This is a genomic window from Vibrio sp. J502 (assembly GCF_025397955.1).
GTDB classification, from domain to species: domain Bacteria; phylum Pseudomonadota; class Gammaproteobacteria; order Enterobacterales; family Vibrionaceae; genus Vibrio; species Vibrio anguillarum.
Genome location: NZ_CP104555.1, coordinates 367,968 through 392,740, shown reverse-complemented (window position 1 = coordinate 392,740; position 24,773 = coordinate 367,968). Strand labels below are relative to the sequence as shown.

Sequence of the window (24,773 nt, the reverse complement as noted above, 5' to 3'; positions counted from 1 at the left end):
ATCGGGGAATAAGTCGGTAATCACACTTTAAGTTGGGAAGCTAAATTACCAAGGTGTAATTATTTTTACGATTAAGTTTAAGTTTAAAAGAAAGAAGTTATTGAATAGCCACTAATGTGATAGGTGCGAGTGGAATCGTGGCTTTGTTCTTAATGCCTTTGAAACCACCAACTATAAGGGATGTTATTTTCCGTTGTTTAAAATAAAAAGGGCCTAACCTTTGATCAAAAAAGAGGCATCCGAAGACACCTCTGAAATTTATAGTTGGCCTGAAAAGGCTTTTTGGGTGAGAGCCGAGAAGTTGTTTTGAGCCTCTACTAACTGCTCTTTATAGTTGTCCATTACTTTTTGACTTTGATGAAGTACTTTGACAAACCGCTGTTGTTGACTACTAGGCGGACAGATTATCGGGAACTCTTCAATATGGTTCTTGTTTAGTTGTCGCTTATCTATTCCACCAACACATACGGATCTTATATGGTCTCGATACTCTTTCGTAGTAAGTATAAATTCAATAAACTCATGTACGTTATCTGGTTTAAGCCTAACTAAATAAACATGCCCATTTATATTAGCCTCGTCATCTTTTCCATAATAAATAGCAGCTCGTCCCAAACTACTGTTATCAGTATTAATTCGACCAGTTTTAGTTATCAATATATCCTTGTATTTCAAACTACTTTTGGACATTTTGGCATGTGTTACATCATCAAGATAAACGATGTCATCTAGATCAATACGCTTTTTCCACACGTTTTGACTTCTTAAAAATGCAATGCCTTTTTCAACATACACATCACTCCCCCCTTTAGGGGTTGTGCCATTAAGAATTTTATCTGACAAAGTCGATAAGGGAACTTGTTCCCACCCCTTCGGATTCGTTACCGGATCACCAAACATATCCAAAAACACGCTGTGTAGGAATTCGTCGGCAAGGTCAATGGCTTGTTTGCGTTTCTGGCGAATCGCATCGGCTTTATCCAAAATGGCAGCGATGCGTTTTTGTTCTTCTAGTGGTGGGAGCGGAATTTGCAAAGCTCGTATGTTTCCCAATGAAACAAACTTTTGAGTCCCCCCTCGAGCGTTTTTTTCTAACTGCTGAGTTACAAGAGAACTACCTAGCAAATGATAAAAATACCTATTGTATACTTGGGACTTTGAAAATTTGAACAGTGCAACATTCTTAATAGAAAAATCTCTATCGCCTTGAACAATCACCGGATTACCAATAGTACCAATCATGGCGTACAAAATATCACCATCATCAACAACCGAACGTTTACTTATCTGCTCATGGTCTTCCGCTGAAATATTTGTACATATCGAAAAATCAATCTTCCCATTTTTTAGGTTTTTTGACGTAACTAATGGAATTCCAACCTCAACCGGTTTAGGTGAATCATGTGTACCGTCACGAATATCAATTACTTTGCCAGCTTCAGCCCATTGCCACCCTGATGGTAATGACGTGTTGCATCCAAGCTTGATCATAGCATCGACTCCAGCTCATTTAAGTCTGCCAAAATCTCGTTTTCTAACACTTTAAGTTTGCCTAAAATCACTTTCGGTTCTTCGTAGGTCTCAGGCTTATAGTGCTTTTTCTGATATCTGTTGATCGACAGGTCATATTTGTTCGCTTTGATGTCGTCTTTCGCTACCAAGAAGGCTTTTTGAGTTTTGTCTGACCATTGTTCGGTTGACTCACCTGCCATTATTGCCGCTTGATAGGTTTTGTACTGTTTGACCAAATCTGGCAGATCGTTGTCTTTGATTGGGGTACGTTTATCATCCAACGAGTAACCATCATTCTCTACATCGTAAAACCAAACCTTGTCTGTGCTACCACCCTTAGTGAAAATTAGGATCGCGGTTGAAACACCTGCGTAAGGTTTAAACACGCCACTAGGGAGTGAGATCACCGCTTCTAGCTGGTTATCTTCGATAAGGTGTTGACGCAGCATTTGGTGGGCGTTGGAGCTGCCAAATAAGACGCCATCAGGCACGATGGTTGCGCTGCGCCCGCCGACTTTTAACATGCGCTGAATAAGCGCAACAAACAGTAGTTCGGTCTTTTTGGTTTTCACCACTTTAAGAATTGCCGGATCGACGTCTTCCTCATCTAAGCTGCCTTTAAACGGTGGGTTAGCAAGGATAATATCAAAGCCGTTTTTGGCTTCACTCGGAAAACGCTCAATAAAACTTTGGCTTAGGGTATCTTGGTAGTGAATCCCCGGTTGTTTTACGCCGTGCATGACTAGGTTCATTGCCGCAACACGTAGCATGGTAGAGTCAAAATCAAAGCCGTGGAACATGTCGTAATCGATATGAGCACGGTTTTCTAGTAAGTCACCAGCATAAAGGTAGTTAAATACCGGCTTGCCATGTACATCGAGCACTGGCTTACCTTCAATATCAAACGCTTGCTCTTTCTCTACTCCTTCAGGTGATGAATACTTTTCTAGCAGGTATTCGTAGGTAGAAGATAAAAAGCCACCAGTACCGCAGGCTGGGTCACACACTCGGTGAGTTCCTTCGACATCGAGCATTTCAATCATGGCGCGGATGATATGACGCGGCGTGCGGAACTGACCATTGATCCCTGCGGTGGTTAGTTTAGACAGCAAGTATTCGTACAAGTCACCTTTAACATCTTTGTTTTCTAGTGGCAGTTCACTCACCAACTCAACCGCCTTCACCAATAGCGATTTTTTTTGGATCATCAGCTGAGCGTCTTTCATAAACTCAGCAAACAGGGTGTCGTCATTGGTCAGCTCTTTAAAGAATGGAAATAACTCGTCTTTTACCAATGGATAGAGCTTTTCAGCGCCAAGGTGGCGAAAGTTTTCCCAGCGGATGTGTTGTTTATCTTTGCTTTTATCTTCGCTCACAGGGAAGCGACGAGTGAATGGCTTGCCTGTGCGAGCGCTGCGCTTTTCGTCGTTACGCTCATTCATATCCAGCATGCGGGCGTACATTAAGTAGGTGATTTGCTCGACCACAGTTAAGGGGTTGGTGATCCCGCCAGTCCAAAATTCTTCCCATAACTTGTCAATTTGGCTTTTTAGTGCACCTGATGTGATCATTATTGTTCTCTTTAGTTTTTCGCTTGATCTCTTTGCACAATATATTAGCAAAGGCTCTGCATGGACAACGGGCGGCTGTGTTACTTGGTTAGCCGCTGGTTATTAATGGGGGTAGTGTAATCAGCTTGGTGGTTTAACCAAAGGGCTAATTCAATGCTTTCTCTAACTTGGTTGTTTGTTACCTAAATCCACGCTAAATCGGCGCACAAATTGCTCAACGACATCGGCTTGCGCCGGGTTAGGGAATACCCCATCTAGCCCTGCATCGTCAATTTGGTTAAATGGCGCGTCATACAGTTGTTCAATATCGACACTGCCATAGCGACAGAGGTGGTTTTTGAGCATACCGATAAATCGTTGCTGCCTTGCGTTAAGGTGGGTATGCACCTGCTGGACAAAGGTGGTGAACTCTTTCTCGATTTGCTGCGCGTCCATGCCGACGATGGTGCGAAGGATCTGATCTAAGCCTGCTGATGATTCAGGGAAGAACTCTTTCAGGGTTTGCAAATCGACATTGGGATTCTGGGTATGCACCAGCGCGCTCAAGGTGGCTAAGTCCGCCTCTGTCACAGTTTGGCCACTACGAATTTTTTGCAATACCTCGTTTGATTCAAACAAGGGGGACAAGGTTTTCTCCACCTCTTGGCGATAAATTTCATAATCGACGGTGGTGATATTGGTTTTTATCTCTTGTGACTGATAAAGGCCTCTATCTTCACGCACGTCAATAATTGGCGTTGCCATCGGCGCTGGGGCAATCCCCTTATCACGCAGGTGAATAATGCTTCGCAGGTTTTGTCGGCAAGATTCAACCACAAAGTAGTCCGCATCGCTAAGGTAGCTTGGCTGTTGTATTTGCTTAATAGTGCTGGCTTTGCTGCGCACCTCATTTAAGTGCATCGACAGGCTAGTCACCTTGTCCAAAATGGGCTGAGCTTCTATTTCAACCTTGCTTGGCTGTTGCAGTTTGGTCAGTTGCAACTGCAAGAACTGCAGATCTAAGCGCAGTGCTTCACTCTCACCGGTGGTTTTTTTCCACTGCATCAGGGGCGCCATTTCTTCAAACAGTCGAGTTTTGGTATCGGGAGCCATCTGCATTAGGCGTTTTTCTTCACTCAGCTGCGCTTTTAGCTGCCACTTTTCCCGAACGGCGATGGTTTTATCATTGAGTGCGTCGATGTCAGCTTTGATCTGTTGAACAACATCAGCAAAGATTGCCATTTCTGCTTTTTTGAGGGCTTCTACCGCTAGGATCAATTTGGCCTCAAACACTTTTTGCGGCAGGGATTTACTTTGGCTGCCTTCGTCTTCTTCTGGGTTCATTTTGAAGTATTCAAAGTTGCCCCAATGATCGAAGATTAAGAAGTGCTTTTTGTCTAAACCCGCTCCGTAAAGGTTTTCACACAAACGCGTGCCGCGCCCGACCATTTGCCAAAATTTCACTTTGGATTTAATCGGCTTGGCAAACACTAAGTTAACACACTCAGGTACATCAATGCCCGTGTCTAGCATATCGACAGACACCGCGATGGTGATGTCGTCTTCTCTGCCTTCTGTGCTTTTGAAGTTATCGATAAGGTCTTCGGCGCGTTCATATTTTGAGTGGATCACTCGACAGAAGTTGCCACCTAAGTCCGGATACATTTCATGGAACAGATCAGCCAATAGATCAGCGTGAGCAATGCTGCGAGCAAAGATAATCGACTTGCCTGGAAGCTGGTTGTCGGCATCTTTTAAGCCCTTTTCCATTAGGTTGCGAATGATCGCTCGGTTGGTGTCTTTGTTGAAGATGGCCTTGTCGATCAGTTCTGAATCAAAATCCAAGGTGTTGGGGTCAATGCCCTGCTCTTCTAGCTCAGCAATTTGCTCATCACTGAGTTCACTTGCTTTGATACCATCACGTAAAAATTGCGTGGTATGCGCCACCACCTTAAAGGGAACAAGGTTTTTTTCTTCGATCGCTTGCTCAAGGGGGTAATTCGCCGTTGGCATTTTGTAGTCACAGCCAAACAGCTGGCTAGTAGAGCGTGAGATCATTTCTACTGGGGTGGCGGTTAACCCCACTTGCAACGCATCAAAATATTTAAATAGCTCGCCATACTTGTTGTAGATAGAGCGATGAGATTCGTCAGCAATGATTAAATCGAAATGGCCAACGTCATATTCTTCAAAGTTTTGGATCATGCCCGGATAGGTGGCGATCACGATACGCGCCTTTGCGGCGGCGGCTTTCTTGCTTTTGCCTTTGATGTAAAGAGGCTCGTTGGTGTATTCGTTAAATGCGCCGCCGGCCTGCTTACGCAGCTCTTTGCGGTCACACAAAAACAGGATACGTTTGGCCCAGCCTGCCTCAAGCAAACGCTTAGCCAATGCAATAGATACGCGGGTTTTACCCGTGCCGGTTGCCTGAACCACCAGTGCTTTGCGGTGTTTATCAGAAAAACGTTCGCATATCCGTGTGATGCTTTCCATTTGATACATGCGCCCTGCGACCTTGGTATCAATTGGGGTTTCGTTAAGATCTTGTTTTAGCTCTCGCTGCTGAATCAAATATTGCAGGCTGTCTTTTGAGTAATAACCGAAAATTGAACGCGGCGCATAGCCTTGGGCATCATCCCAAATGTAGATTTCATAGCCGTTGGTGTAAAAAATAACCGGGTGTTGGCCAGTTTGCTTTGCCAGTGCATTGGCATACAGCTTTGCTTGCTCACGTCCGGCTTTGGCGTCTGTTCGAGTGCGTTTTGCTTCAATTACCGCTAGCGGTTTGCCGTTGTCATCCCAAAGCACATAGTCGCAATAACCTTTCCCTGTCGGTGTTGGCTGGCCATCAACTTGGTACTCTTTTGACACTTGCTCGGTGCTTTCATCGTCCAGTGCAACGTCCCAGCCTTGACTGCGCAATTCGGCATCAATTAACCGCTTACGGGTTTCCGCCTCATTGAAGTCAAAACTGTTTTTCAAGCTAAGGGTATTTTGTTTTAGATTGTTGGCTTTGGCTTGATTGACCTGTTGTTTTAGTGAGGCCGCTTCTTTTTGTGCCGCTAATTGAGCTTGTTTGACGTCTTCCAGCTCTTTTATGGCTTGCTTAAGCACTTCATCATTCTGCTTAAGCTTCTCCTGTAATTGGCGATTCTTGCGCTTAAATTCGCCTTTTGATTCCTCTACACCTTGGACATTCTCTGGTGTGGTAAAGTCGGGGCATTCTTCTCGTTTGCCTTCACCATAAGCAATATAAAGCCAACACCCAATGAAATAGGATTCTTTTAGTAACCAAATGGCATCATGCTGAGTGACATTGCCATCGTGAGCGGCTTTGTTTCCGCCTCGGCGAATAGCATGGAATTTATCCGCGATGGATTTATCAACGATGGAGGTAAATGAACCACTGATGAGTTTATCGTGCATAGAAGCATTGGGGGCAACAGGAAGGCGAAGCTCGTAATAGAGGTAGCCGACGATTTTTTCGACATAACAGCGCAGCTTAACTAATGCACTTTGAGGATCGCTCACTGCATAAGCCTCAGCAAATGCACCAAGCTCTGCCAATTCTGGCCAATCTTTTCTTAGATATTCAAAGTTCACTGACGTTTTCACTCTTATTGTACTCCTGACCTCAATGAGCAATGGGTATGCCAACCCTGCTTTAGCCTGCTTGCTTATTCTTCAATACCTAATTTTGTCATCCAGCCGCTTAACGTTTGATGACTCTTTAGACCTAGTGCTTCAGCTGCTTTGGATTTATTATTACGACTATACTCTAAAGCCGATTCGACCGCATCTTTCTTAATATTATCAATATATTGCTGTATATCTCCAGGCACAGAAAACTCACCCTGTGAAGATTGGTTTCTACCGGCACTTAATACTGACGATTGAAGGTCTTCGACAGAAATAGTATTCGACTCAGACCATAAAACCGCTCTATTTAATGTATTCCAAAGCTCCCTTATATTTCCGGGCCATGGATAAGACTTCGAAAAATTTATTGCATCAGCGGAAATTTTCTTACTTTCAAACAGAGGATGCTTTTCGGCCTGTTGGTTGATATCACTCATTAGTATTGATATGAGTTCTGGAATGTCTTCCGCTCTTGCTCTAAGTGGTGGCACTTCAATAACCCCGACGGCGAGTCGGTAGAATAAATCTTCCCGAAAGGCTCCTTGTGATGTCATCTGAAACAGATCCTGGTGCGTAGCCGCAATAATGCGAACATCAACAACCTTAGATTTAACGTCGCCGACTCTCGTGATTTCTTTTTGTTGTAGCGCTCTAAGTAATTTAACTTGGACATTGAGTGGCAGCTCGCCCACTTCATCTAGAAACAAGGTGCCACCATTTGCCTGTTCAAATAGCCCTGAATGATCTTTATCAGCTCCGGTAAACGCCCCTTTAACGTGACCAAATAGAATTGAGTCCACTAAATTTTCTGGTAATGCACCACAGTTAACGGCTCTAAATGGCATTTCAGCGCGAGAACTTGCATTGTGAATTGCAGTCGCCATGACTTCTTTGCCTGAACCACTTTCACCAAGCACAAGTACAGGTAAATCAGATAATGCGAGTCTGTGAGCTTTTTTCACTAGAAGCTGCATGATTGTCGATTTTGCTGTTATAGCTTCAAAGGCCGAGCTTAATTGAGGGATATCTGATGTCAGTGACTGTATAGCGCTAGTGGAGGATTTGGTGTATTCCGTCGCGAAATCGACAGGTATATCAACCTCAATTAACTCACCTTTGGGCGATGTTTGAAGTAACTGGCATTTCGCAATGCTCTTGCCGAGTAAGACAGAAACAACCGTCATTGCCGGCGTTCCAGATGTGAGATTTAAATAAATGTGTTCCGAGCCAGCAGAAATCTTACTCAGCTGTTTTTGCATCACTTTAGTTATAGCTGAATAGTCTATTGGTGATGCTAATCGAACACGCTGAATAGTCACTGAAGTCTTGGAACGTCCCGCACAAGCCAGTTTTCTCTCCAGCCATTCTTTATAGTCGCACCATTCATCTTCCCATGTACTGGCAAGGATAATAATGCTGTCTAGAGCTTTACCTTTAAGAGCAATCGTTGCAATTGAAGCGGGATTATCCTGCTTCATTTGGTCAAGATCTGTTCTGCCAAGCCAACTGAGTAAAGTTGCCATTCTGACATCCGTAACTATTTTTACTTATGGGAACGGAGCTTACCGTATTACGCATTGAGTTGATATTCAATTACACTTAAATGCTACGCCAACATAAGCAAAATCAAAAAGTTGTGGCTGGCCTCTCAATCCCAAGTAAAACCCTGTTAATAGGGCCTTTACCTCCTATATTAGATTCAGGAGGAGCTCTATGTTTTTGCAAAGACCTAAACCTTATAGCGATGAAAGCCTCGAGAGTTTCTTTATTCGAGTTGCTAACAAAAATGGATATGATGATGTTCATCGCTTCCTAGAAGCCACCAAGCGCTTCCTTCAAGACATTGATCATCATGGCTATCAAACCTTTCCTACGGATATCACTAGGATAAACCCATGCTCGGCTAATAACAGTTCCAGAGCACGAACCGCCTCGCTCCTGAAACTTGCTCAATTAACGTTTAATGAGCAGCCAGAACTGCTCGGGTTAGCATTAAACCGAACAAACTTGCAATACTCGCCCTCAACAAGTGCTGTGATACGGGGCGCGGAAGTGTTGCCTCGCAGTTTGCTTCGGACTAACTCCATCTCTAGCTGTCCTTTGTGCTTACAAGAAAATGGCTACGCTTCTTATCTTTGGCATTTTAAGGGATACGATCACTGCCACATTCATAATATACCTTTAATTAACGCCTGTAGTTGTGGCGCTGAGTTTGACTACCGAGTATGTGGCTTAAAAGGAATTTGCAACAATTGCAAAGAGCCTATCACCACCAAGAATCAAGAGAATAGTTATGAGGCGACATCCACTGTTTCAAATTGGCTCGCTGGCAATGGCTCTCAAGATCTACCAGACATCCCTCGAAGCTACCGTTGGGGCTTGATACACTGGTGGATGAATCTTAATGACAACGAGTTCGACCATCTGTCATTCACCCATTTTTTCTCAAACTGGCCAAGATCATTTCATTCAATGATTGATGATGAAATTGAATTTAATCTAGAGCATGCCGTTGTCAGCACATCTGAATTACGATTAAAAGATCTTCTTGGTCGGTTATTTTTCCATTCAATTCGGTTACCTGAACGGAATCTTCAACACAATATCATCCTAGGTGAGCTTCTCAGCCACTTAGAAAAGCGTTTATGGCGAGACAAGGGATTAATCGCAAACCTTAAAATGAACGCCTTAGAGGCGTCGGTAATGCTAAATTGTAGCCTCGAACAGATTGCATCAATGGTTGAACAACGTATTTTGAAGCCAAATCGAAGAACCAAGCCCAATAGCCCTATTGAAACTACCGATTATTTATTTCATTTCGGAGATATTTTCTGTCTTTGGTTGGCTGAGTTCCAAACCGATGAGTTTAACCGTTCGTTCTATGTGTCGAGGTGGTAAATGCAAACTCTGAAAGAGTTAATCGAATCCACGCCTGACGACTTAACGACAGTACTTAAGCGAGCATTTCGTCCACTCACACCGCATATTGCAATTGATGGTAATGAACTTGATGCACTGACGATATTAGTCAATTTAACCGATAAGACTGATGATCAGAAAGACCTGCTCGACCGAGCCAAATGCAAGCAAAAACTTCGAGATGAAAAATGGTGGGCTAGCTGCTTAAATTGCGTTAACTATCGACAAAGCCATAACCCAAAATTTCCGGATATACGTTCTGAAGGCATTATTCGAACCGAAGCCCTAGGTGAGTTACCGAGCTTTCTACTCTCCTCTTCAAAAATCCCGCCATACCATTGGTCATACGCACATGATTCAAAATACGTCAACAAGAGCGCATTACTCACCAATGAGTTTTGTTGGAATGGGGTGATATCATGCTTGGCTGAGCTTCTTAAAAATGTTGATCATCCACTTTGGAAAACTTTAACGAAATTGGGTTGCTATCAAAAAACTCGCAAAGCAATGGCAAAAAAGTTAGCTTCAATTGCTCACATAACCATCAGTATGCCACTCGCCCCGAATTACTTGACTCAAATATCTCTCCCGAATAGCGATACGTCCTACATTTCACTCTCACCTGTTGCATCTCTATCAATGCAGAGCCACTTTTATCAAGGGCTCCAAGATGAATATCGGCATGCATCGACCACGCGGTTTAGCAGAGCCACCAACATGGGTGTCACTGCGATGACATGTGGCGGCGCATTTAGAATGTTAAAGTCTAACACCAAGTTTTCCATTACCCCTCATCATCGATTAAACAGCAAACGAAGCTGGTTAACGTCAGAGAATGTTCAATCATTAAAACAGTACCAGCGCCTTAACAAACGCCTCATACCTGAAAATGCGCGAAAAGCGCTCCGTAGAAAATACAAAATCGAGATTCAAAATATGGTCAGCGTTTGGTTGGCAATGCAAGACCACACCCTTGATTCAATCATTCTTGTTCAACATTTGAATCATGACTTATCTTGCCTTGGAGCCACAAAGCGTTTTGCATACAACCCAGTAATGACGAAGCTCTTTACTGAACTTTTGAAGCGAGCGCTCTCAAATTCGCTCAATGATAGTACGCACTATTCTAACGGTTCATTTCTAGTCCTACCGAACATCAGGGTTTGCGGCGCAACTGCTTTAAGCTCTCCGGTCACAGTAGGGATTCCGTCACTCACCGCTTTCTTTGGATTCGTTCACGCATTCGAACGCAAATTGAATAGATTAAATCCTACGTTTCGTGTCGAATCCTTTGCGATATGTGTCCACCAATTACATGTCGAAAAGCGAGGTTTAACAGCGGAATTTGTGGAAAAAGGCAACGGAACAATATCAGCTCCCGCAACCCGAGATGACTGGCAGTGTGATGTAGTGTTTAGTCTTATTTTGAACACCAACTTTGCTCAACGTATTGACCAATCTACGTTAATTACATTGCTACCAAAGCGATTTGCTCGAGGTTCAGCAAAGATTGCGATTGATGACTTTAAACATATCAACTCATTCTCCACATTAGAAGCAGCGATCCAATCTCTGCCAATAGAGGCTGGAAGGTGGTTATCACTTTATGCACAGCCAAACAATAACCTAGGTGATCTATTAGCTGCCATGAAAGAAGACCATCAGCTCATGGCAAGCTGTGTCGGTTACCACTTGTTAGAAGAGCCCAAAGATAAACCAAACTCACTCAGAAGTTACAAACACGCTTTCGCCGAGTGCATTATTGGGCTCATTAACTCAATCACCTTTAGCTCAGAGACCGATGCCAACACAATCTTTTGGTCGCTAAATAACCATCAAAACTACCTAGTGGTACAGCCAAGGATTATCAACGATGAAACTACCGACAAGTCTAGCCTATGAGCGATCTATCGACCCATCAGATGTCTGCTTTTTTGTCGTCTGGCCCGATGATAAAAAAACACCTTTAACCTACACATCTCGTACTCTGCTCGGGCAAATGGAAACGGCATCATTAGCCTATGATGCATCAGGCCAACCAATAAAAAGTGCTACCGCTGAGGCGTTGGCTCAAGGAAACCCTCATCAGGTTGATATATGCCGTGTTCCGTTTGGCGCTAGTCATGTCGAATGCTGCTTTTCCGTCTCATTTTCGTGTGAACTACGCAAACCGTATAAGTGTAATTCAAGCTCAGTCAAACAAACGTTGGTACAACTTATCGAGCTGTACGAAATGAAAATCGGCTGGACTGAGCTAGCAACCCGATATTTGATCAATATATGCAACGGTGCATGGCTGTGGGAAAATACCCGCAAAGCTTATTGCTGGAACATTGAACTAGCACCTTGGCCATGGAACGGGAACAAGGTTAAATTTGAAGATATCCGTAGTAGCTACAGGTCACGACAAGACTTTGAAAGTCATAAAGATTGGTCGGCCATAACAAAAATGATCAAAACCGCTTTTTCTAGCTCTAATGGGCTGGCTATATTTGAAGTCAAGGCCACCTTGCACTTGCCAACTAATGCTATGGTGCGGCCAAGCCAAGCTTTCACGGAAAAAGAAAGTGGCAGTAAAAGCAAATCGAAATCTCAAAACAGTCGAGTTTTTCAGAGTACAACGATTGATGGCGAACGTAGTCCAATACTAGGTGCCTTTAAAACTGGAGCGGCCATTGCGACCATTGACGACTGGTATCCTGGGGCAACTGAGTCACTTCGGGTCGGAAGGTTTGGCGTTCATCGCGAAGATGTCACTTGCTACCGTCATCCGTCTACCGGAAAAGATTTGTTTTCGATACTGCAACAAGCAGAACATTACATTGAAGTGTTGAACGCTAACAAAACTCCAGATCAGGAAACTATCAACGATATGCACTTCTTACTGGCAAACTTGATTAAGGGTGGGATGTTCCAGCATAAGGGTGATTAGCTATGAATTGGTACAATAAGACCATAACGTTTCTTCCTGAGCGCTGTGACAATGAGGTGCTCGCAGCGAAGTGTTTGAGCACTCTTCACGCATTCAATTACAAGTATGATACCCGAAGTATCGGCATCTCTTTCCCTGGTTGGTGTGAAGATACTGTAGGCAAGAAGCTCACTTTTATCAGCACGAGTAAAGTTGAGCTCGATTTATTACTGAAGCACCAATACTTTATTCAAATGAGAAAGCTGAGTTATTTCGATATTTCAGCAACAGCTCAAATTCCCGATGGTTGCGAATATGTTTCGTTTGTACGTAATCAATCGATCGACAAATCTTCTGCTGCAGGTCAAACAAGAAAGCTAAGACGCCTTGAAAAGCGGGCAACCGCTAGAGGAGAGTCTTTTAATCCAGCTCTTATTAAACAAAGAGAGTCAATTATTCTTCCCCACTACCACTCACTCGAGATTGACAGTCAAAGTAAAAAATGCATCTTTCCATTGAACATACAAATGAAGTCAGAACAAAGTTTTGAGGGTGACTCTATTTTCAGTAGTTACGGACTGTCGAATACAGACAATTCGTTTCAACCAGTCCCCTTAATTTGACCATCTTTTTATCGAAAAAATTAACTTATTGAATTAAATAACATTTAACCGAGCATGAAAAAATAGGGTTAATTAGAACTAAATAGATTAACTGATTGATAAAATCATACTATTCTTTAATTAGTAACAGTGTACTGCCGAGTAGGTAGCTGATAATGTACCACCTACAATATTAAATACATCCAAACAGTGTACTGCCGAGTAGGTAGAGTGCACCCACAACATTAACACTGTTACTTTCCAAACAGCCACTCGGCTGTTTGTTTTAACCCCAAAGGAGGACTGTAATCCTCAACTCTACTGCGAAGTAGTTGATAATAAACGAACCACCTTCATTCGAGTACAAGAACAATTTACTGCTGAATAAGTAGATAGCTAAGGAAGAAGGTCTCTAACATCACACTCGAGCACCTTCGCTAATTGGTAGGCTTTTTTCGAGTGTGATGTTCACTTCTCCTCGTTCAATCCTGCCAATACAACTCCGAACGATATCGGCCAACAAAGCTAGTTGGTCTTGAAAAACCTTTTTGTCCCTACGTTTTCCGCGTAAATTGGCACCAAAGCACTTTGCTAGTTCTTTCATTTAATAGGTGACTGATTTGATCAACAACGCCGTTCGAATCCACTATAAAACAAAGTAAACTTGCGACACAGCCTACAGCTTTAGACTACGCAGAGAGCCTCGGGTATCTCTGCTTTTTCTTAACGTTACTATCTACTGTCTAGCCAGAAGTAATAGTATCAATTTGAACTTGGCATAATTGTAAAGCAGCCCATCGAGGATATGTAATAAGCCTAGGTATTTTCCCCTCCCATATTTGGTGATAAAACAGCTGGCACTACACACAGAATACGTTTCCTCGTCAAAGCGAATGACAAACACTCTGTAGCCGTACGACAAAGCCATAGACATTATCTGTGGCTTTATCGTACCTGACAGAAAGGCCATTTGTGCAAGAGACCCTTGCACAATTTGGGAAACTGCGTGTTTCACTAATCACGGCTCTAAATTGGTCTACAACCCGTTGACCTAATTATTGTATAGAGAAAACGGCTAGCTTTAGCTGACCGTTGTTTCCTTACCCAATCATCACATCCGATGATGCGGAGGCGATGGTGCCTCCACAATCAATCGCATCGCCTAAACGGGCGGCGGGTTTGCCATCAATCAACACCCCACTTGAACCACCAGAAATACTTCGTGGGTGGCTACCGTGTGGTTTTTCAGAGCATGGGCATCCATGATCTTGCAGTGCATCTCCTTGACGCACCGCGGGTTGTCCATTAATAAACACGCCACTACTGGCAGAAATAATCGGCGTTGGCGGGAAGCAATCATGCTCTGAGCCTATATCACCTAATCTTGCGGCACCGGGCATCATTACCTCCTAACGCGATACGACAACTCGACCATCAATCATGGAAAAATAAGGAGTGAATGTACGTTCTAGGTCATTTTTAGCAGATGTAATTCGAAGTGGGGAGCTACTTTTCTTATCCATCAACCTGACAAGACGTCCATCCATGTAGGATTTGAATTGATACTCACTCCAATCTCGACGAGGTTTCACTTTTGCATCGGGGTATGTAGCAAATGTGTCTTCAAACTCTACTGCATCATAAAAATCTTCCGGTTTAGCGAAATACCCATCTGCTTTAGCATGCTCTCGCATTGACAGTGAGTACGCCATTTTTAACCCTTCAAAATCGCGCTTTTCCATCAACTCAATCAAGTTACTGTAAGCGCGGTACAACTGCTTCATCTGCTCTGGGTTATCTTCTCGAATAGGCGTCGCATCAACCCAACGCCAACGAGGAATGGTTTTAATGTTAACAGGGCGAGAGAATTGATTGGTGTAACCTTTAATGAGCCCGTCCACATCAACCAAAGGTGTTCGGTGATTAGCCGGATAGGTTTTCGACGCCTTAGCGTTTGGTTTTCCCTCTTCGATGGTGATATGCAAAGAGGACATTTCCTCCTTCTCTCCATTAGGGAAAGCACCGTATAGCGTCATTTCACACTGGTTATCGCCATGATAAGTATAATCATCTTCATAAACACCGATAGGAGCAACAACTAATTCCAGTGTATTTTCTCCAGGTTGTAAATAAGCGGTGGGGTTAAAACCTGATGAAAAAGTACCAGTACGGGTCTTTAAGTTATCCAGCATCTGCATTTCATTAAATAGACCAAAGCAATATACGGTTTGCGCTCGGATATTCGTGGTGTATATCACCTCGGGCTTTTGCCCCTCATTCTCAATGCTCATATCGACTGTGGATACTTGCTCTCTAATGCTCATTAATTCATTGTCTCCCGAACAGGCGGTTAGTAAGGCTATACATGCGGCCAAAAGGTATACTTTCATTTTTTCCTCGATTTATCCAATTACCGTAACACGATATGGTGAATGTTGTTTATCCATAGCATCAACCCAATCCCATCGGTGTTTTTGGGGAATAGCGTCTGATTGCACCTTATTTTTTGTTTGTAGGCCATCCAATCCAACATCGCCATTTGATGAATCTGATTTGTCACCATTAAACGTCAAAGACTTCTCAATGTTCACTTCCGCCCAGATCCCACCATGATAAAATACCAACTCAACCCGAGCGTTTGGATCTTTCGTCTCTGTCGTTAACGCCAGCATCCCCTTGGCATTGACATTGCTTTCTACATTTACATTAAACGCACCTTCCATCATCCAAACACGAAGGCCGCTGCGAGCATTCAAATCACCCTTGATCGGCATTTCCACTTCAGCTTCAAAATCGTAAGTCGGCGCTTTCTGTGGTGTATACTGAATGCTGCCTTTCGCGCTCAACGCCGCTTTTAGCGTGATATCAAACTCGGCTCCGGCATAGGCTCCGGCTTTCCCTTCTTTGACTCGTTGCTCCAACTCTGCGGCTTTCTCCCGCACCGTTTGCGCAACGTTGCCCAATTTAAAATACATGGCCGCGGCCATCAGCATATCAAGCTTCAGCTCAAAGCCAATCAGGGGATCCAAACCCAGTGTTACCTTTCCGTCGACATCCAACCCGTTATTGGCCACGTTAACGGTCTGCTCCCCTTCAAGGCTTAAGGAGGGCGGCTGAAAATCGAAATGATACAGTTTCACCTCACTTTTGCCTGCCTTTTCCGTATAAAGACCCGATTGTATCTGCTCCACCATCTGGGTCGCCGCTTTCACGAGCTTCATTTTCTTTTTGATGCCCTCAAATTCCGTGTCTAAATCACGTGTACTGGGCTTACCCGGGATATTAGAGTCCGTATGGGTATAACCCACCCCATACTGAGTGATTTGGCTCCCTTCATTGATGGATAAACTCCCTGACAGAGAAAAGCCTTTTTCAATTTCCTTTGTTGGAATACTGAGACCATCAAGTTGCCCCGTACTCTCTTTGTACTGATACGCTTTGTGTCGGTCTTCATCTGAGATGCTTTTCTTGATGTGTTTTCCTGCCAACGTCAACTTCGGTTTCAGCGTGAGCTGAGGATACACGTCAATAAAGGTGTCATTGGGGATTGGCCCCAAAAGATAACTAATAGGTGGAGAAAGCCACAGTGTCTGCTCGGCTTGCGGTTTTCCGGCGCATTGCGTGATACACACTTTATAACGGGTATGGCTCAATGCGGTGGCTTTGTTTTCAGACAGTAAATTTTGTATCGCCCCAAGTAACCCCATTCTTTCACTGGGTATCGCGCGATAATACAAGGTGTGATTTTTACATTGTGAAGCCGACAGCGCTTCAGAATACGCGATGTTATCGCTTAAGTACCCCGTAGGGCAGGAAGAGAGATGATTGACGCAGCTCCCTTCAATCGCAATATTAACGGAAGTGCCTTCCCCTTTATCCACGAGTTTGACGGTACGAGTGCCAACATCGCCATTTTTAAACTCGAATAGTCCTGCATCGCTAGTGATTTGGTAGCGAACTAAACAATCGCCTTTTAGATTACAGCGGCAGGCAACACCTGCCGGGTGTTTACATGACATGAGTTGTCCTTACTTCAGACTGAAGACGCATGATTCGATAATCCGCTGGATATTGAGTGTTCGACAACAGTGTTTGCCACGGCTTAGGAAAGTTAAGCAGGCTAGTAATTTTCTCATCTGAACACCACTGTGCAACCCTTTTGATGTAAGTTGGAAGGGAGATCTCCCATTCAATCAATTGGTTGACCAGCGCTTCGCTAAAAACTTTGTCCGTATCGCCAACAATGCTGGCAACTTCATCGACCAAGTTTTGCTCACACTGAGCAAGAATGGCTTGATAGTGAATGCGCTCTATTGGAAACGGTGTGAATGTTTCATACCCAAATCGGCGATAGGGTGTCAGCAATGGCTCGAAGTCTGACGCACGTTGTTGTGGGAATGTGGTATGAACGCTCTGTATCGGGCCGAGGAAGTGGTTTAGCCAGAGTGGCTCAAATCCATCGAGGACAGCCCATAATACTCGTGGATCGTAGTAACGAAAAAACAGCCGCTCTTTGGTCTGTAGGATCTCAATATTCATCAGACGACGAAGATGAGCGCGAAGCGTCTTGTGGTCATGTTCTGATTGAAGAAAAAATCCCCAAGGGGCATTTTTTGTGATGAGCTGCGCGGTAAGCTCTGGTGTCATGAGCACCAGAAAAGGAGCCACTAGGGCAAAGTCTTCTTCGATTGGCTCTGGAAATAAACACCAATGTTCGTTATTCGACTCTTTCACTTCGGCAATAAACTCAGGAGCCACGGCTCGATCTACCACGGCATAATTGACTAAATGACGCATCAGCTCATCTCCGGGCAGTTAGCGACAAAAGCGCTCCCAGCTGAGGCGGCCGCTTCTAAAACCTCCGCGCTTGAAGGAAGGGCTAGTGAGCCGGGTGAGCCTCCCGATTTAATCAAGATGGTGCCACCATCTATCGCAACGCCACTGGCATCAATCACCACAAAACTTCCGCCAACTTGTAGGGTAATTTTGCTGCCACTTTTTATCGTAATGTCACCGTCGGCACTGACCCCGATGGCACCCGCAATTTTGCGTGCTAAATCACCGCCGATGGATTCGTGTTTATCCCCCTGAGTATCAGAGAGGTAGTTACCTTTTGTGACCTGACTTTGTGAGCCATCTACCGTGAGCTTGCGGTCATTGGCGACGACATGCATTTCATCATGACCAATACTCACACTCTGGTCATAGTTGATGCGGGCATGATGAGAGTTCTCGACCTTCACTTGCATATCTTTTTGCGCGTGCACATACACCAACTCTTGCCCAGCTTGGTCTTCAAAGCTCAGTTCATTAAACCCTTCGCCTTGGTGGGTTTGCGTGCGCAACACGGTTTTGGTTTTATGATCGGGCAAGACGTAAGGCGACGTATTGGTCGCGTGGTACGTGCGCCCAGTGACAATCGGTTGGTCTGGGTCGCCATGAAGAAAAGACACAATCACTTCATGACCAATACGAGGAATGGCCATCATGCCATATTGTCCTCCTGCCCATCCTTGAGACACGCGCACCCAGCATGAGCTCAGCTCATTCCCCTCAGACTCTCTATCCCATGGAAAATGCAGTTTGACCCGGCCATGCTCATCACAAAAGATTTCCTCACCGTCTGGGCCAACCACTTTCGCCATGCACGGGCCATCGACTTGTGGTTTGGGTTGCGGCGTGGCTCGCCACGTCACATGGGCGGGTATCACAGTGAAATGGTTGGAGTAGGTCGTCGCGCCACTGCCTCCCGATTCTTCGAGGGCTTGAGGTTGGCTCCCGGTATGGACAATACTCACTACGACCCAATCACGGTTAAAGCGCGGGTCCAAATGGTCTATGAGGTCAAACTTTGTCCCTGCGCGTAAACGAGGCTCATTACTGGCGCCTTGCGCGGTGTGCGCTTCACGGCGTAAATACTCTAAACGAATTTGATTGAACGCCTTACCGCTCACATCGTCTTTAAAGCGTCCGGGGAAATCAAAATGCTCATAGTTCGGCTGTTGGTAATTCATCTCCGTACCACGAGCGTTTTGACTGAAACTGTAAGCGGGTTTTTTAAAGCTGTAATCGGCTAATTGGCTCTGCGCCACATGCGATTGAGTGTGTTGAGCCCACTTGGACACATAAGGTGTGTCGGCTACCCCTCCAGACAGGGCATTCCAAGGCACCGGGCTATCGAGTTTGCTTAAGCTTTGGCTGTCATCACTGAAAAATAACGTGTGCTTACCAGCCTGATGAACAAAGTGATACACCAACCCCTCTTCGGCGGCTAAGCGATGCAAGAAATCAAGGTCGGTTTCACGGTACTGAACACAAAATTCACGCTGAGCACACTCGCGTTTGAGTGAAAAGGCGTAATCACTGATGCCCATCTCTTCAAGTAAAACGGAAAGGATTTCAGGCACCGTTTTAAGCTGGAAAATACGGCTGTTATGGCGCAGTGATAACCGCTCTAATGCAGGGACTAAAGTCAGCGAATAGTGGGTGTGGCTGTGACCGGTATCTCCGATACCAAAATGGCGAACAATGCCATGCACGTACTGAACCACCTGACCATTACGGATAACCGCAAGCTGGGCGTTTTTATCCACCACGTCCATCGCACTGAGCGTGGATTGACGACTCGCCAGCTCAATGTGATAACGAAACCCATAACAAGGCTCACCATTGACCTGTCGCGTGTCCGATAACGACTCCTGACCTTGATAGTCTCGCACTACAAACACATCCTCTGCGAGTCCATCAACCTTTAACGTAAAATTCAGCGTGGCCATCTTCCATCCTCTTTACACTAGAAACAGCAAAGCCTTAAGCAAGTCACACTCATTGAATGCACTTTGCTTAAGGCTAAAAAAGGTGGCTGACTCGATTGGCTTTGCTTACGCAACATCAGCCAGCCACCCAAATCAAAGCTTACGCTTCGACGGGTTTGCGCCAGTCATCTGAGCCTGAAGTACCCGCGTTCACGTGATCCCACAGGATTTTACGGTAAGACATAGAAACCGTAACGTTTTGTGTGAAGTCGCCGTTTTTTGGATCTTGGCAGTGTGGCATTTCGCAATGAATGTCCACGATAGACGCGCTTTCGAGTTTGGTCGTGAAGAAGTTCTCTTGCTTACCTTCGATAGAGGTACGGTACCATTTTAGCTCAACCGATTTCATCTTCTCACCCGAAGAGAGGGCGTTATAAAGCAGAGGAACCGCTTTGTTGAGCGCGACGGTGAATTTGAATGGCTTGTGCACACGTTGACCTGAAGGCTGACCCGATTGTGGGTCAGTCGGTACAGTCACAACGTGGTCAAACATTTGAACCAACATTTGGTCTTCATGACCTTCAACGAATGCATCGCCGATAGAGTCAGTAGAAAGAGCACCAGCAGTGATGAGGCCCTGTGTTTCGCCTTCGATAGAGATATAACATGGAGTTGGCATAGCTTAATCCTTATTGAGTGAATCAAAGCGATGTGAACCACATCGCACAGTTTGATGCTTCTCTACGCAAAAGAAATGCCAAATCAAAAAGAGCTATATATCAAGTGGTTAGAAAAACCCAGCAAACACTCAAGCAATAAATTGCTCGCGTGGGCAAAAAATTGCTCACGGTGACGAAATATTACCTGATAAGGCGGTAATTAGGTAAAAGTGGCAAAGGGCTATCGCTGGTAGCGAGTTGTTATCACTTAGGAAGGGGAGCATCTTCTGGCATGTTTGCAATAAACTGAAGTAACTGACGCCGCTTTTCTATAGATAATTTTGAGATAGCAACAACTAATTCAGCCGACTCTTCATCTTCACAAAAGAAATAGTTCAAAGGCACTCCAAGCTCATCAGCAATCAGCTTAAGCGTGTGGACGTCAGGTGTGTGTTTTCCCTTTTCGTATTGATTCATCCTAGGACTAGCTGAACTTTCATCCATACCTATGCGAACTCCCAACATTTTTTGTGAGAGCTTGGCTTTTTTACGCGCTTCTTTGAGGCGTATTGGGATTGGGTTGTCGAACGACACTTAGGATTCATATCTCTAGGCTCAATGTAACTAAGATTTTCTTAGTTTTACTGATTTATGTATACTAAGCAATCCTTAGTTTTATGGTTTTAGAATAGTCAATGAATCGTTCTCAAAAAATGAATGCGTTTATGCATCAACTGTTGATTGAAAAACAGATGGATAATTTTTCGGTTGTGGAAATTCGAGATGCATTGCTGTTGCTTGAAGGTGTTGATCCCGATCCTGAAGAAGCCCGGAAGTTCATTTATCGTCAAATTTTAGTGCTTGAGAAAAAAGGTTGGCTGAGTTGTGAAGGGATCGGAAGGCAAAAAAAGTATTTCCAAACCGAACTCTTTCGAGGACTCGATATAATCAGCCGAGAAAGCTCATCGCCTAAGGTTCGGATTTCCCAACCGTCAACTTCAGCCATGGATGGATACTCGGTCTTGATGACAGAGCGTGGTGAACATCAGGGTGAGTTGGAAATTATTCTCGGTGAAATAGAAGAATATCAGTCGTTGAGTCAACGTTTTCCTGAATTGAGTACTCAAATCACACCACTGCTTAAGATAGCGAGAGAACGTTCTGCATTATTATTGGGCAAAATCAATGTATTAACCAATGTACTAACGTCGTTATCAGAAGGATGCGCTCGATGTTAAGAGATTGGCAAAGAGACTGTTCGATGAGAGCGTTAACAAAGTATCAAGGCGAACAGTCTCATTTTTTCTGTCAAGCAACCCCGGGGGCCGGTAAAACTATCCTCGCCGCCGAAATTGCTAAACGCTTATTGGCGGGCAACTTAATTGACTTGGTGTTGTGCTTCTCCCCAACGCTCAGTGTGGCTGACAGTATAAAAGGAACCTTTTCCAAGACATTACATTGTACGTTCAATGGAGGCTTAGGCTCCATTGGGCAATCACTGACCTATCAATCCATTCAATTTTTAAATGATGAATTTTGGCGGATCCTGACTAAATACCGAGTGTTTGTCGTATTTGATGAAATCCATCATTGTTCAGGATCTGAAATGGAAGGCGCGAATGCATGGGGGCAGCAAATACTCTCCAAAGTTCAAGGGCTCGCCACTTATACGTTAGCGCTATCTGGTACGCCATGGCGCTCGGATTCCTTACCGATTGTGATGGCGGAATACAGTGACCCTGATGGCCAACTGCTCGTCGATTATCAATACAGCTTGAAACAGGCGATTGAAGACAGAGTGTGCCGTTCACCAAAGATTGTTTTGGTGGATAACGAACATCTCACCATTACCGGTAGCAAAGAGGTTCAATCGTTTTCTTCTATATTAGAGTTACTGAAACAGACAAAAACGTCATACCAGAGCATCATCCATAATGATGAAGCGATGGAATATCTCCTTGGTTTGGGCTGTAACAAACTGGCGAGTATTCGTCTGGAATCGCCCAATGCCGGAGGGTTAGTTGTGGCGGCGTCGGTACAACATGCAAAGAAAATCCAAAAAATATTAGTGACTCAGTTTCATCAATCGGCTGCGATTGTTACCTATCGTCATGATGAGCCGCTGTCTGAAATTAATGCTTACCGTCATGGTAATACCGAGTGGATTGTCAGTGTCGGTATGATTAGTGAGGGGACAGATATCCCAAGATTGCAAGTTTGTTGCCATATCAGCTCAGTGAAAACCGAATTGTACTTTAGGCAAGTACTTGGCCGTATTTTGAGAGTGAACGATGAGCCGAACCAAGAGGCTTGGCTGTTCACTTTTGCAGAGCAAAGCCTTATCGAATATTCCGAACGCATTGAGCAAGATATTCCTGAAACCTGCCTGTTTGCGAAAATGGGTCAAAACGAAGCTTTCCACATCGACGGTTCGAATATCCGCCCACTGCAATCGACCACTTCTGAACAGGGTGACATAATCGTCCCCACTCTGGATTGGAACTCTTCAATTAAAAATGGAACGTCAGTTGATGGCTCAAATGAGCCCTTTGATGAGTTACATTTAGGGCGCTTTAAGCAGCGAGTGATATCGGCGTTTGTGTAGTTGTTGACCGATAATGGGGGTGGAGTTTCTACTTTGTTTGGTCTGCAATTAATGATGTAGAAAAGCCTTACATATAAGTCAGTTACTGAACTAAAACATAAATTTTTAATTGTGTAATAAGATACTTTGCAATTTTCTGCGGCGTTGTTGCCTAAATCAGTTGAACCTTTTCCAAATCCTGTGATCTGATCCTTTGAGAGGATTGGAACGGTGGTGACATGGGTAAAGCGAAAAAGAAGATAACTAACTGGGCGGAGTACAATAAGGCTTTGTGCAAACGTGGTTTGGTTACATTCTGGATAGATGACTCAGCCATTGATGCATGGCAATGCAAAACCCACCATGGTAAGCGTGGTAGAGGATTCCAGTACTCTGATACAGCGATTGAAACTGCTTTGATGATTAAGGGCATCTTCTCTCTGCCATTGCGTGCACTTCAAGGCTTTATCGACTCGATTTTCGAGCTATTGGATGTTCCGCTGACATCTCCTGACTACACCTGTATCAGTAAACGTTCAAAGACAGTTCAAGTCAAATATCGCAATAAATCTAGAGGGGCTATTCGCCATATTGCCATTGACTCGACTGGCCTCAAAGTCTTTGGTGAGGGTGAATGGAAAGTGAAAAAGCATGGTGCAGAAAAGCGCAGAACATGGCGTAAGCTGCACTTAGCTGTTGATGTAGACACTCACGAAGCGATAAGTGCGGAAGTCAGCCTTGTCAATGTGGGCGATAGTGAAGTACTACCTACGTTGCTCAACCCGCTACGCAGAAAGGTCACAGCCGTATCTGCCGATGGAGCATATGACACCAAAAATTGCCATGATACTCTGAAAAAGAAGGGTTGTATCCCGCTGATACCGCCTCGAAAGAATGCAGCACTTTGGGAAGATGGCCATCCCAGAAACGGAGCAGTAACAGCTCTGAAAAATGGGTCAATACCGAAATGGAAAGCCGAGTCTGGTTATCACTATCGCTCAATATCTGAGACGGCAATGTCCCGATATAAAGGACTGACTAGCGGTACATTGAGTATGAGATGTTATAACGCTCAAGTGGGCGAAATCATGGCGAATGTCAAAGCCATAAACAAAGTCATAGGACTAGGAATGCCTGTCAGAAACTGACAGCTAGTCATATATGGCGTCGTTGATTTTCAAGCTGATTTGATCAACAACGCCATTTTCTGCCTATGATTTTTGGGTTATCATAGGCAATCCTAAATGAATGGCGAAACATTGAAGCGGTTAGAAAAGATTCATTCTAAATTTAATATCGGTGTTGGCCTCGTTGCTGCTACAAAGGTAACAAAATCTCTGAGTAGTTCAATAGTTAGATGCTAAAGGCAAGGAAAAAATCACCATATCGAGCCTTTGGAATGATAAAAATTCATTATGCCGTTGTTAATGGTTTGAATATAAAGAAACACCATCCAACATCTAATCCAACGGTAAAGCAATTAGGTGTTTTGGCAAAGATACTGTGAATAGCTTTAAAAAAGGAGCGGTGTTAAACATAATTATCTCCGCCGGAATAAACACGAACGAATTAGTACTTAATGATGATTATCATTTGGTTGATTTGTTTGGGCATGTTGGAAATGATATTTCCAAAGCCATGA

The 24,773-nt window shown here is 44.2% G+C and carries 18 protein-coding genes and 1 pseudogene; 7 read left to right on the top strand and 12 right to left on the bottom strand.

Going from position 1 to position 24,773, the window contains the following annotated elements:
- Positions 1–258: 258 nt before the first annotated feature.
- The 4 genes from N5E84_RS17555 to N5E84_RS17540 form a co-directional block, all read right to left on the bottom strand.
- Complete coding sequence (locus tag N5E84_RS17555) at positions 259–1,491, bottom strand: restriction endonuclease subunit S (RefSeq protein ID WP_019283227.1); 1,233 nt, start codon at positions 1,489–1,491, stop codon at positions 259–261.
- Positions 1,488–3,083, bottom strand: a complete 1,596-nt coding sequence (locus N5E84_RS17550) for a class I SAM-dependent DNA methyltransferase (protein ID WP_019283228.1) — start codon at positions 3,081–3,083, stop codon at positions 1,488–1,490. The genes N5E84_RS17555 and N5E84_RS17550 overlap by 4 nt, the downstream gene beginning before the upstream one ends.
- A 162-nt stretch (positions 3,084–3,245) precedes the next feature.
- On the bottom strand, positions 3,246–6,677 hold the full coding sequence (locus tag N5E84_RS17545) for a DEAD/DEAH box helicase family protein (RefSeq protein ID WP_019283229.1): 3,432 nt from the start codon (positions 6,675–6,677) through the stop codon (positions 3,246–3,248).
- A 62-nt stretch (positions 6,678–6,739) separates the two neighbouring features.
- Complete coding sequence (locus N5E84_RS17540) at positions 6,740–8,224, bottom strand: sigma-54 interaction domain-containing protein (RefSeq protein WP_019283230.1); 1,485 nt, start codon at positions 8,222–8,224, stop codon at positions 6,740–6,742.
- A gap of 190 nt (positions 8,225–8,414) precedes the next feature.
- Between N5E84_RS17540 and N5E84_RS17535 the strand changes: the two genes are divergently transcribed.
- The 4 genes from N5E84_RS17535 to cas6f are packed head-to-tail and all read left to right on the top strand — an operon-like array spanning position 8,415 to position 13,154.
- Positions 8,415–9,599, top strand: coding sequence for a TniQ family protein (locus N5E84_RS17535; protein WP_019283231.1), 1,185 nt, complete (start codon positions 8,415–8,417; stop codon positions 9,597–9,599).
- Positions 9,600–11,522 carry a type I-F CRISPR-associated protein Csy2 gene (locus N5E84_RS17530; protein WP_019283232.1) on the top strand — a complete coding sequence of 641 codons (1,923 nt, stop codon included), beginning with the start codon at positions 9,600–9,602 and terminating at the stop codon, positions 11,520–11,522.
- A complete protein-coding gene (csy3, locus tag N5E84_RS17525) occupies positions 11,494–12,552 on the top strand; it encodes a type I-F CRISPR-associated protein Csy3 (RefSeq protein WP_019283233.1) in 1,059 nt (352 codons plus the stop codon). Before N5E84_RS17530 ends, csy3 begins: the two co-directional genes overlap by 29 nt.
- Positions 12,553–12,554: 2 nt before the next feature.
- Entirely contained in the window at positions 12,555–13,154 is a 600-nt protein-coding gene (cas6f, locus tag N5E84_RS17520) for a type I-F CRISPR-associated endoribonuclease Cas6/Csy4 (RefSeq protein WP_019283234.1), read from the top strand.
- Positions 13,155–13,529: 375 nt separating this feature from the next.
- On the opposite strand, the pseudogene N5E84_RS17515 reads toward cas6f, so the two are convergent.
- The 8 genes and pseudogenes from N5E84_RS17515 to N5E84_RS17480 all read right to left on the bottom strand — a co-directional run bounded on the left by N5E84_RS17515 (position 13,530) and on the right by N5E84_RS17480 (position 21,141).
- A pseudogene (locus N5E84_RS17515) lies at positions 13,530–13,737 on the bottom strand (helix-turn-helix domain-containing protein).
- Positions 13,738–14,233: 496 nt separating this feature from the next.
- Positions 14,234–14,533, bottom strand: a complete 300-nt coding sequence (locus N5E84_RS17510; protein ID WP_081245287.1) for a type VI secretion system PAAR protein — start codon at positions 14,531–14,533, stop codon at positions 14,234–14,236.
- A 9-nt stretch (positions 14,534–14,542) separates the two neighbouring features.
- Entirely contained in the window at positions 14,543–15,331 is a 789-nt protein-coding gene (locus tag N5E84_RS17505; protein WP_081245289.1) for a glycosyl hydrolase family 26, read from the bottom strand.
- A 204-nt stretch (positions 15,332–15,535) separates the two neighbouring features.
- Positions 15,536–17,152 (bottom strand): hypothetical protein, encoded by a 1,617-nt coding sequence (locus tag N5E84_RS17500; protein ID WP_095661392.1) that lies wholly within the window; start codon positions 17,150–17,152, stop codon positions 15,536–15,538.
- Positions 17,142–17,930 carry a DUF4123 domain-containing protein gene (locus tag N5E84_RS17495; RefSeq protein ID WP_019281887.1) on the bottom strand — a complete coding sequence of 263 codons (789 nt, stop codon included), beginning with the start codon at positions 17,928–17,930 and terminating at the stop codon, positions 17,142–17,144. Before N5E84_RS17495 ends, N5E84_RS17500 begins: the two co-directional genes overlap by 11 nt.
- Complete coding sequence (tssI, locus tag N5E84_RS17490) at positions 17,930–19,909, bottom strand: type VI secretion system tip protein VgrG (protein WP_019281888.1); 1,980 nt, start codon at positions 19,907–19,909, stop codon at positions 17,930–17,932. The genes N5E84_RS17495 and tssI overlap by 1 nt, the downstream gene beginning before the upstream one ends.
- A 139-nt stretch (positions 19,910–20,048) precedes the next feature.
- Positions 20,049–20,567, bottom strand: a complete 519-nt coding sequence (locus N5E84_RS17485; protein WP_019281889.1) for an Hcp family type VI secretion system effector — start codon at positions 20,565–20,567, stop codon at positions 20,049–20,051.
- Between the two features lie 244 nt (positions 20,568–20,811).
- Positions 20,812–21,141, bottom strand: a complete 330-nt coding sequence (locus tag N5E84_RS17480) for a helix-turn-helix domain-containing protein (protein WP_019281890.1) — start codon at positions 21,139–21,141, stop codon at positions 20,812–20,814.
- Between the two features lie 101 nt (positions 21,142–21,242).
- Here N5E84_RS17480 and N5E84_RS17475 point away from each other — a divergent pair, with 101 nt between their 5' ends.
- The 3 genes from N5E84_RS17475 (at position 21,243) to N5E84_RS17465 (ending at position 24,279) form a co-directional block, all read left to right on the top strand.
- On the top strand, positions 21,243–21,785 hold the full coding sequence (locus tag N5E84_RS17475; RefSeq protein ID WP_019281891.1) for a hypothetical protein: 543 nt from the start codon (positions 21,243–21,245) through the stop codon (positions 21,783–21,785).
- Positions 21,770–23,152: a DEAD/DEAH box helicase gene (locus N5E84_RS17470; RefSeq protein WP_081245513.1), complete on the top strand. Its 1,383-nt coding sequence runs from the start codon at positions 21,770–21,772 to the stop codon at positions 23,150–23,152. Before N5E84_RS17475 ends, N5E84_RS17470 begins: the two co-directional genes overlap by 16 nt.
- A 218-nt stretch (positions 23,153–23,370) precedes the next feature.
- Entirely contained in the window at positions 23,371–24,279 is a 909-nt protein-coding gene (locus tag N5E84_RS17465) for an IS5 family transposase (protein WP_019281855.1), read from the top strand.
- Positions 24,280–24,773: the final 494 nt, after the last annotated feature.

Bases quoted from the DNA above. Each gene is read 5' to 3' on its own strand.
- N5E84_RS17555 (WP_019283227.1), bottom strand. From the start codon at position 1,491: ATGATCAAGCTTGGATGCAACACGTCATTACCATCAGGGTGGCAATGG.
- N5E84_RS17550 (WP_019283228.1), bottom strand. From the start codon at position 3,083: ATGATCACATCAGGTGCACTAAAAAGCCAAATTGACAAGTTATGGGAA.
- N5E84_RS17540 (WP_019283230.1), bottom strand. From the start codon at position 8,224: ATGGCAACTTTACTCAGTTGGCTTGGCAGAACAGATCTTGACCAAATG.
- N5E84_RS17535 (WP_019283231.1), top strand. From the start codon at position 8,415: ATGTTTTTGCAAAGACCTAAACCTTATAGCGATGAAAGCCTCGAGAGT.
- N5E84_RS17530 (WP_019283232.1), top strand. From the start codon at position 9,600: ATGCAAACTCTGAAAGAGTTAATCGAATCCACGCCTGACGACTTAACG.
- csy3 (WP_019283233.1), top strand. From the start codon at position 11,494: ATGAAACTACCGACAAGTCTAGCCTATGAGCGATCTATCGACCCATCA.
- cas6f (WP_019283234.1), top strand. From the start codon at position 12,555: ATGAATTGGTACAATAAGACCATAACGTTTCTTCCTGAGCGCTGTGAC.
- N5E84_RS17510 (WP_081245287.1), bottom strand. From the start codon at position 14,533: ATGCCCGGTGCCGCAAGATTAGGTGATATAGGCTCAGAGCATGATTGC.
- N5E84_RS17505 (WP_081245289.1), bottom strand. From the start codon at position 15,331: ATGCAGATGCTGGATAACTTAAAGACCCGTACTGGTACTTTTTCATCA.
- N5E84_RS17500 (WP_095661392.1), bottom strand. From the start codon at position 17,152: ATGTCATGTAAACACCCGGCAGGTGTTGCCTGCCGCTGTAATCTAAAA.
- N5E84_RS17495 (WP_019281887.1), bottom strand. From the start codon at position 17,930: ATGCGTCATTTAGTCAATTATGCCGTGGTAGATCGAGCCGTGGCTCCT.
- tssI (WP_019281888.1), bottom strand. From the start codon at position 19,909: ATGGCCACGCTGAATTTTACGTTAAAGGTTGATGGACTCGCAGAGGAT.
- N5E84_RS17485 (WP_019281889.1), bottom strand. From the start codon at position 20,567: ATGCCAACTCCATGTTATATCTCTATCGAAGGCGAAACACAGGGCCTC.
- N5E84_RS17475 (WP_019281891.1), top strand. From the start codon at position 21,243: ATGAATCGTTCTCAAAAAATGAATGCGTTTATGCATCAACTGTTGATT.
- N5E84_RS17470 (WP_081245513.1), top strand. From the start codon at position 21,770: ATGCGCTCGATGTTAAGAGATTGGCAAAGAGACTGTTCGATGAGAGCG.
- N5E84_RS17465 (WP_019281855.1), top strand. From the start codon at position 23,371: ATGGGTAAAGCGAAAAAGAAGATAACTAACTGGGCGGAGTACAATAAG.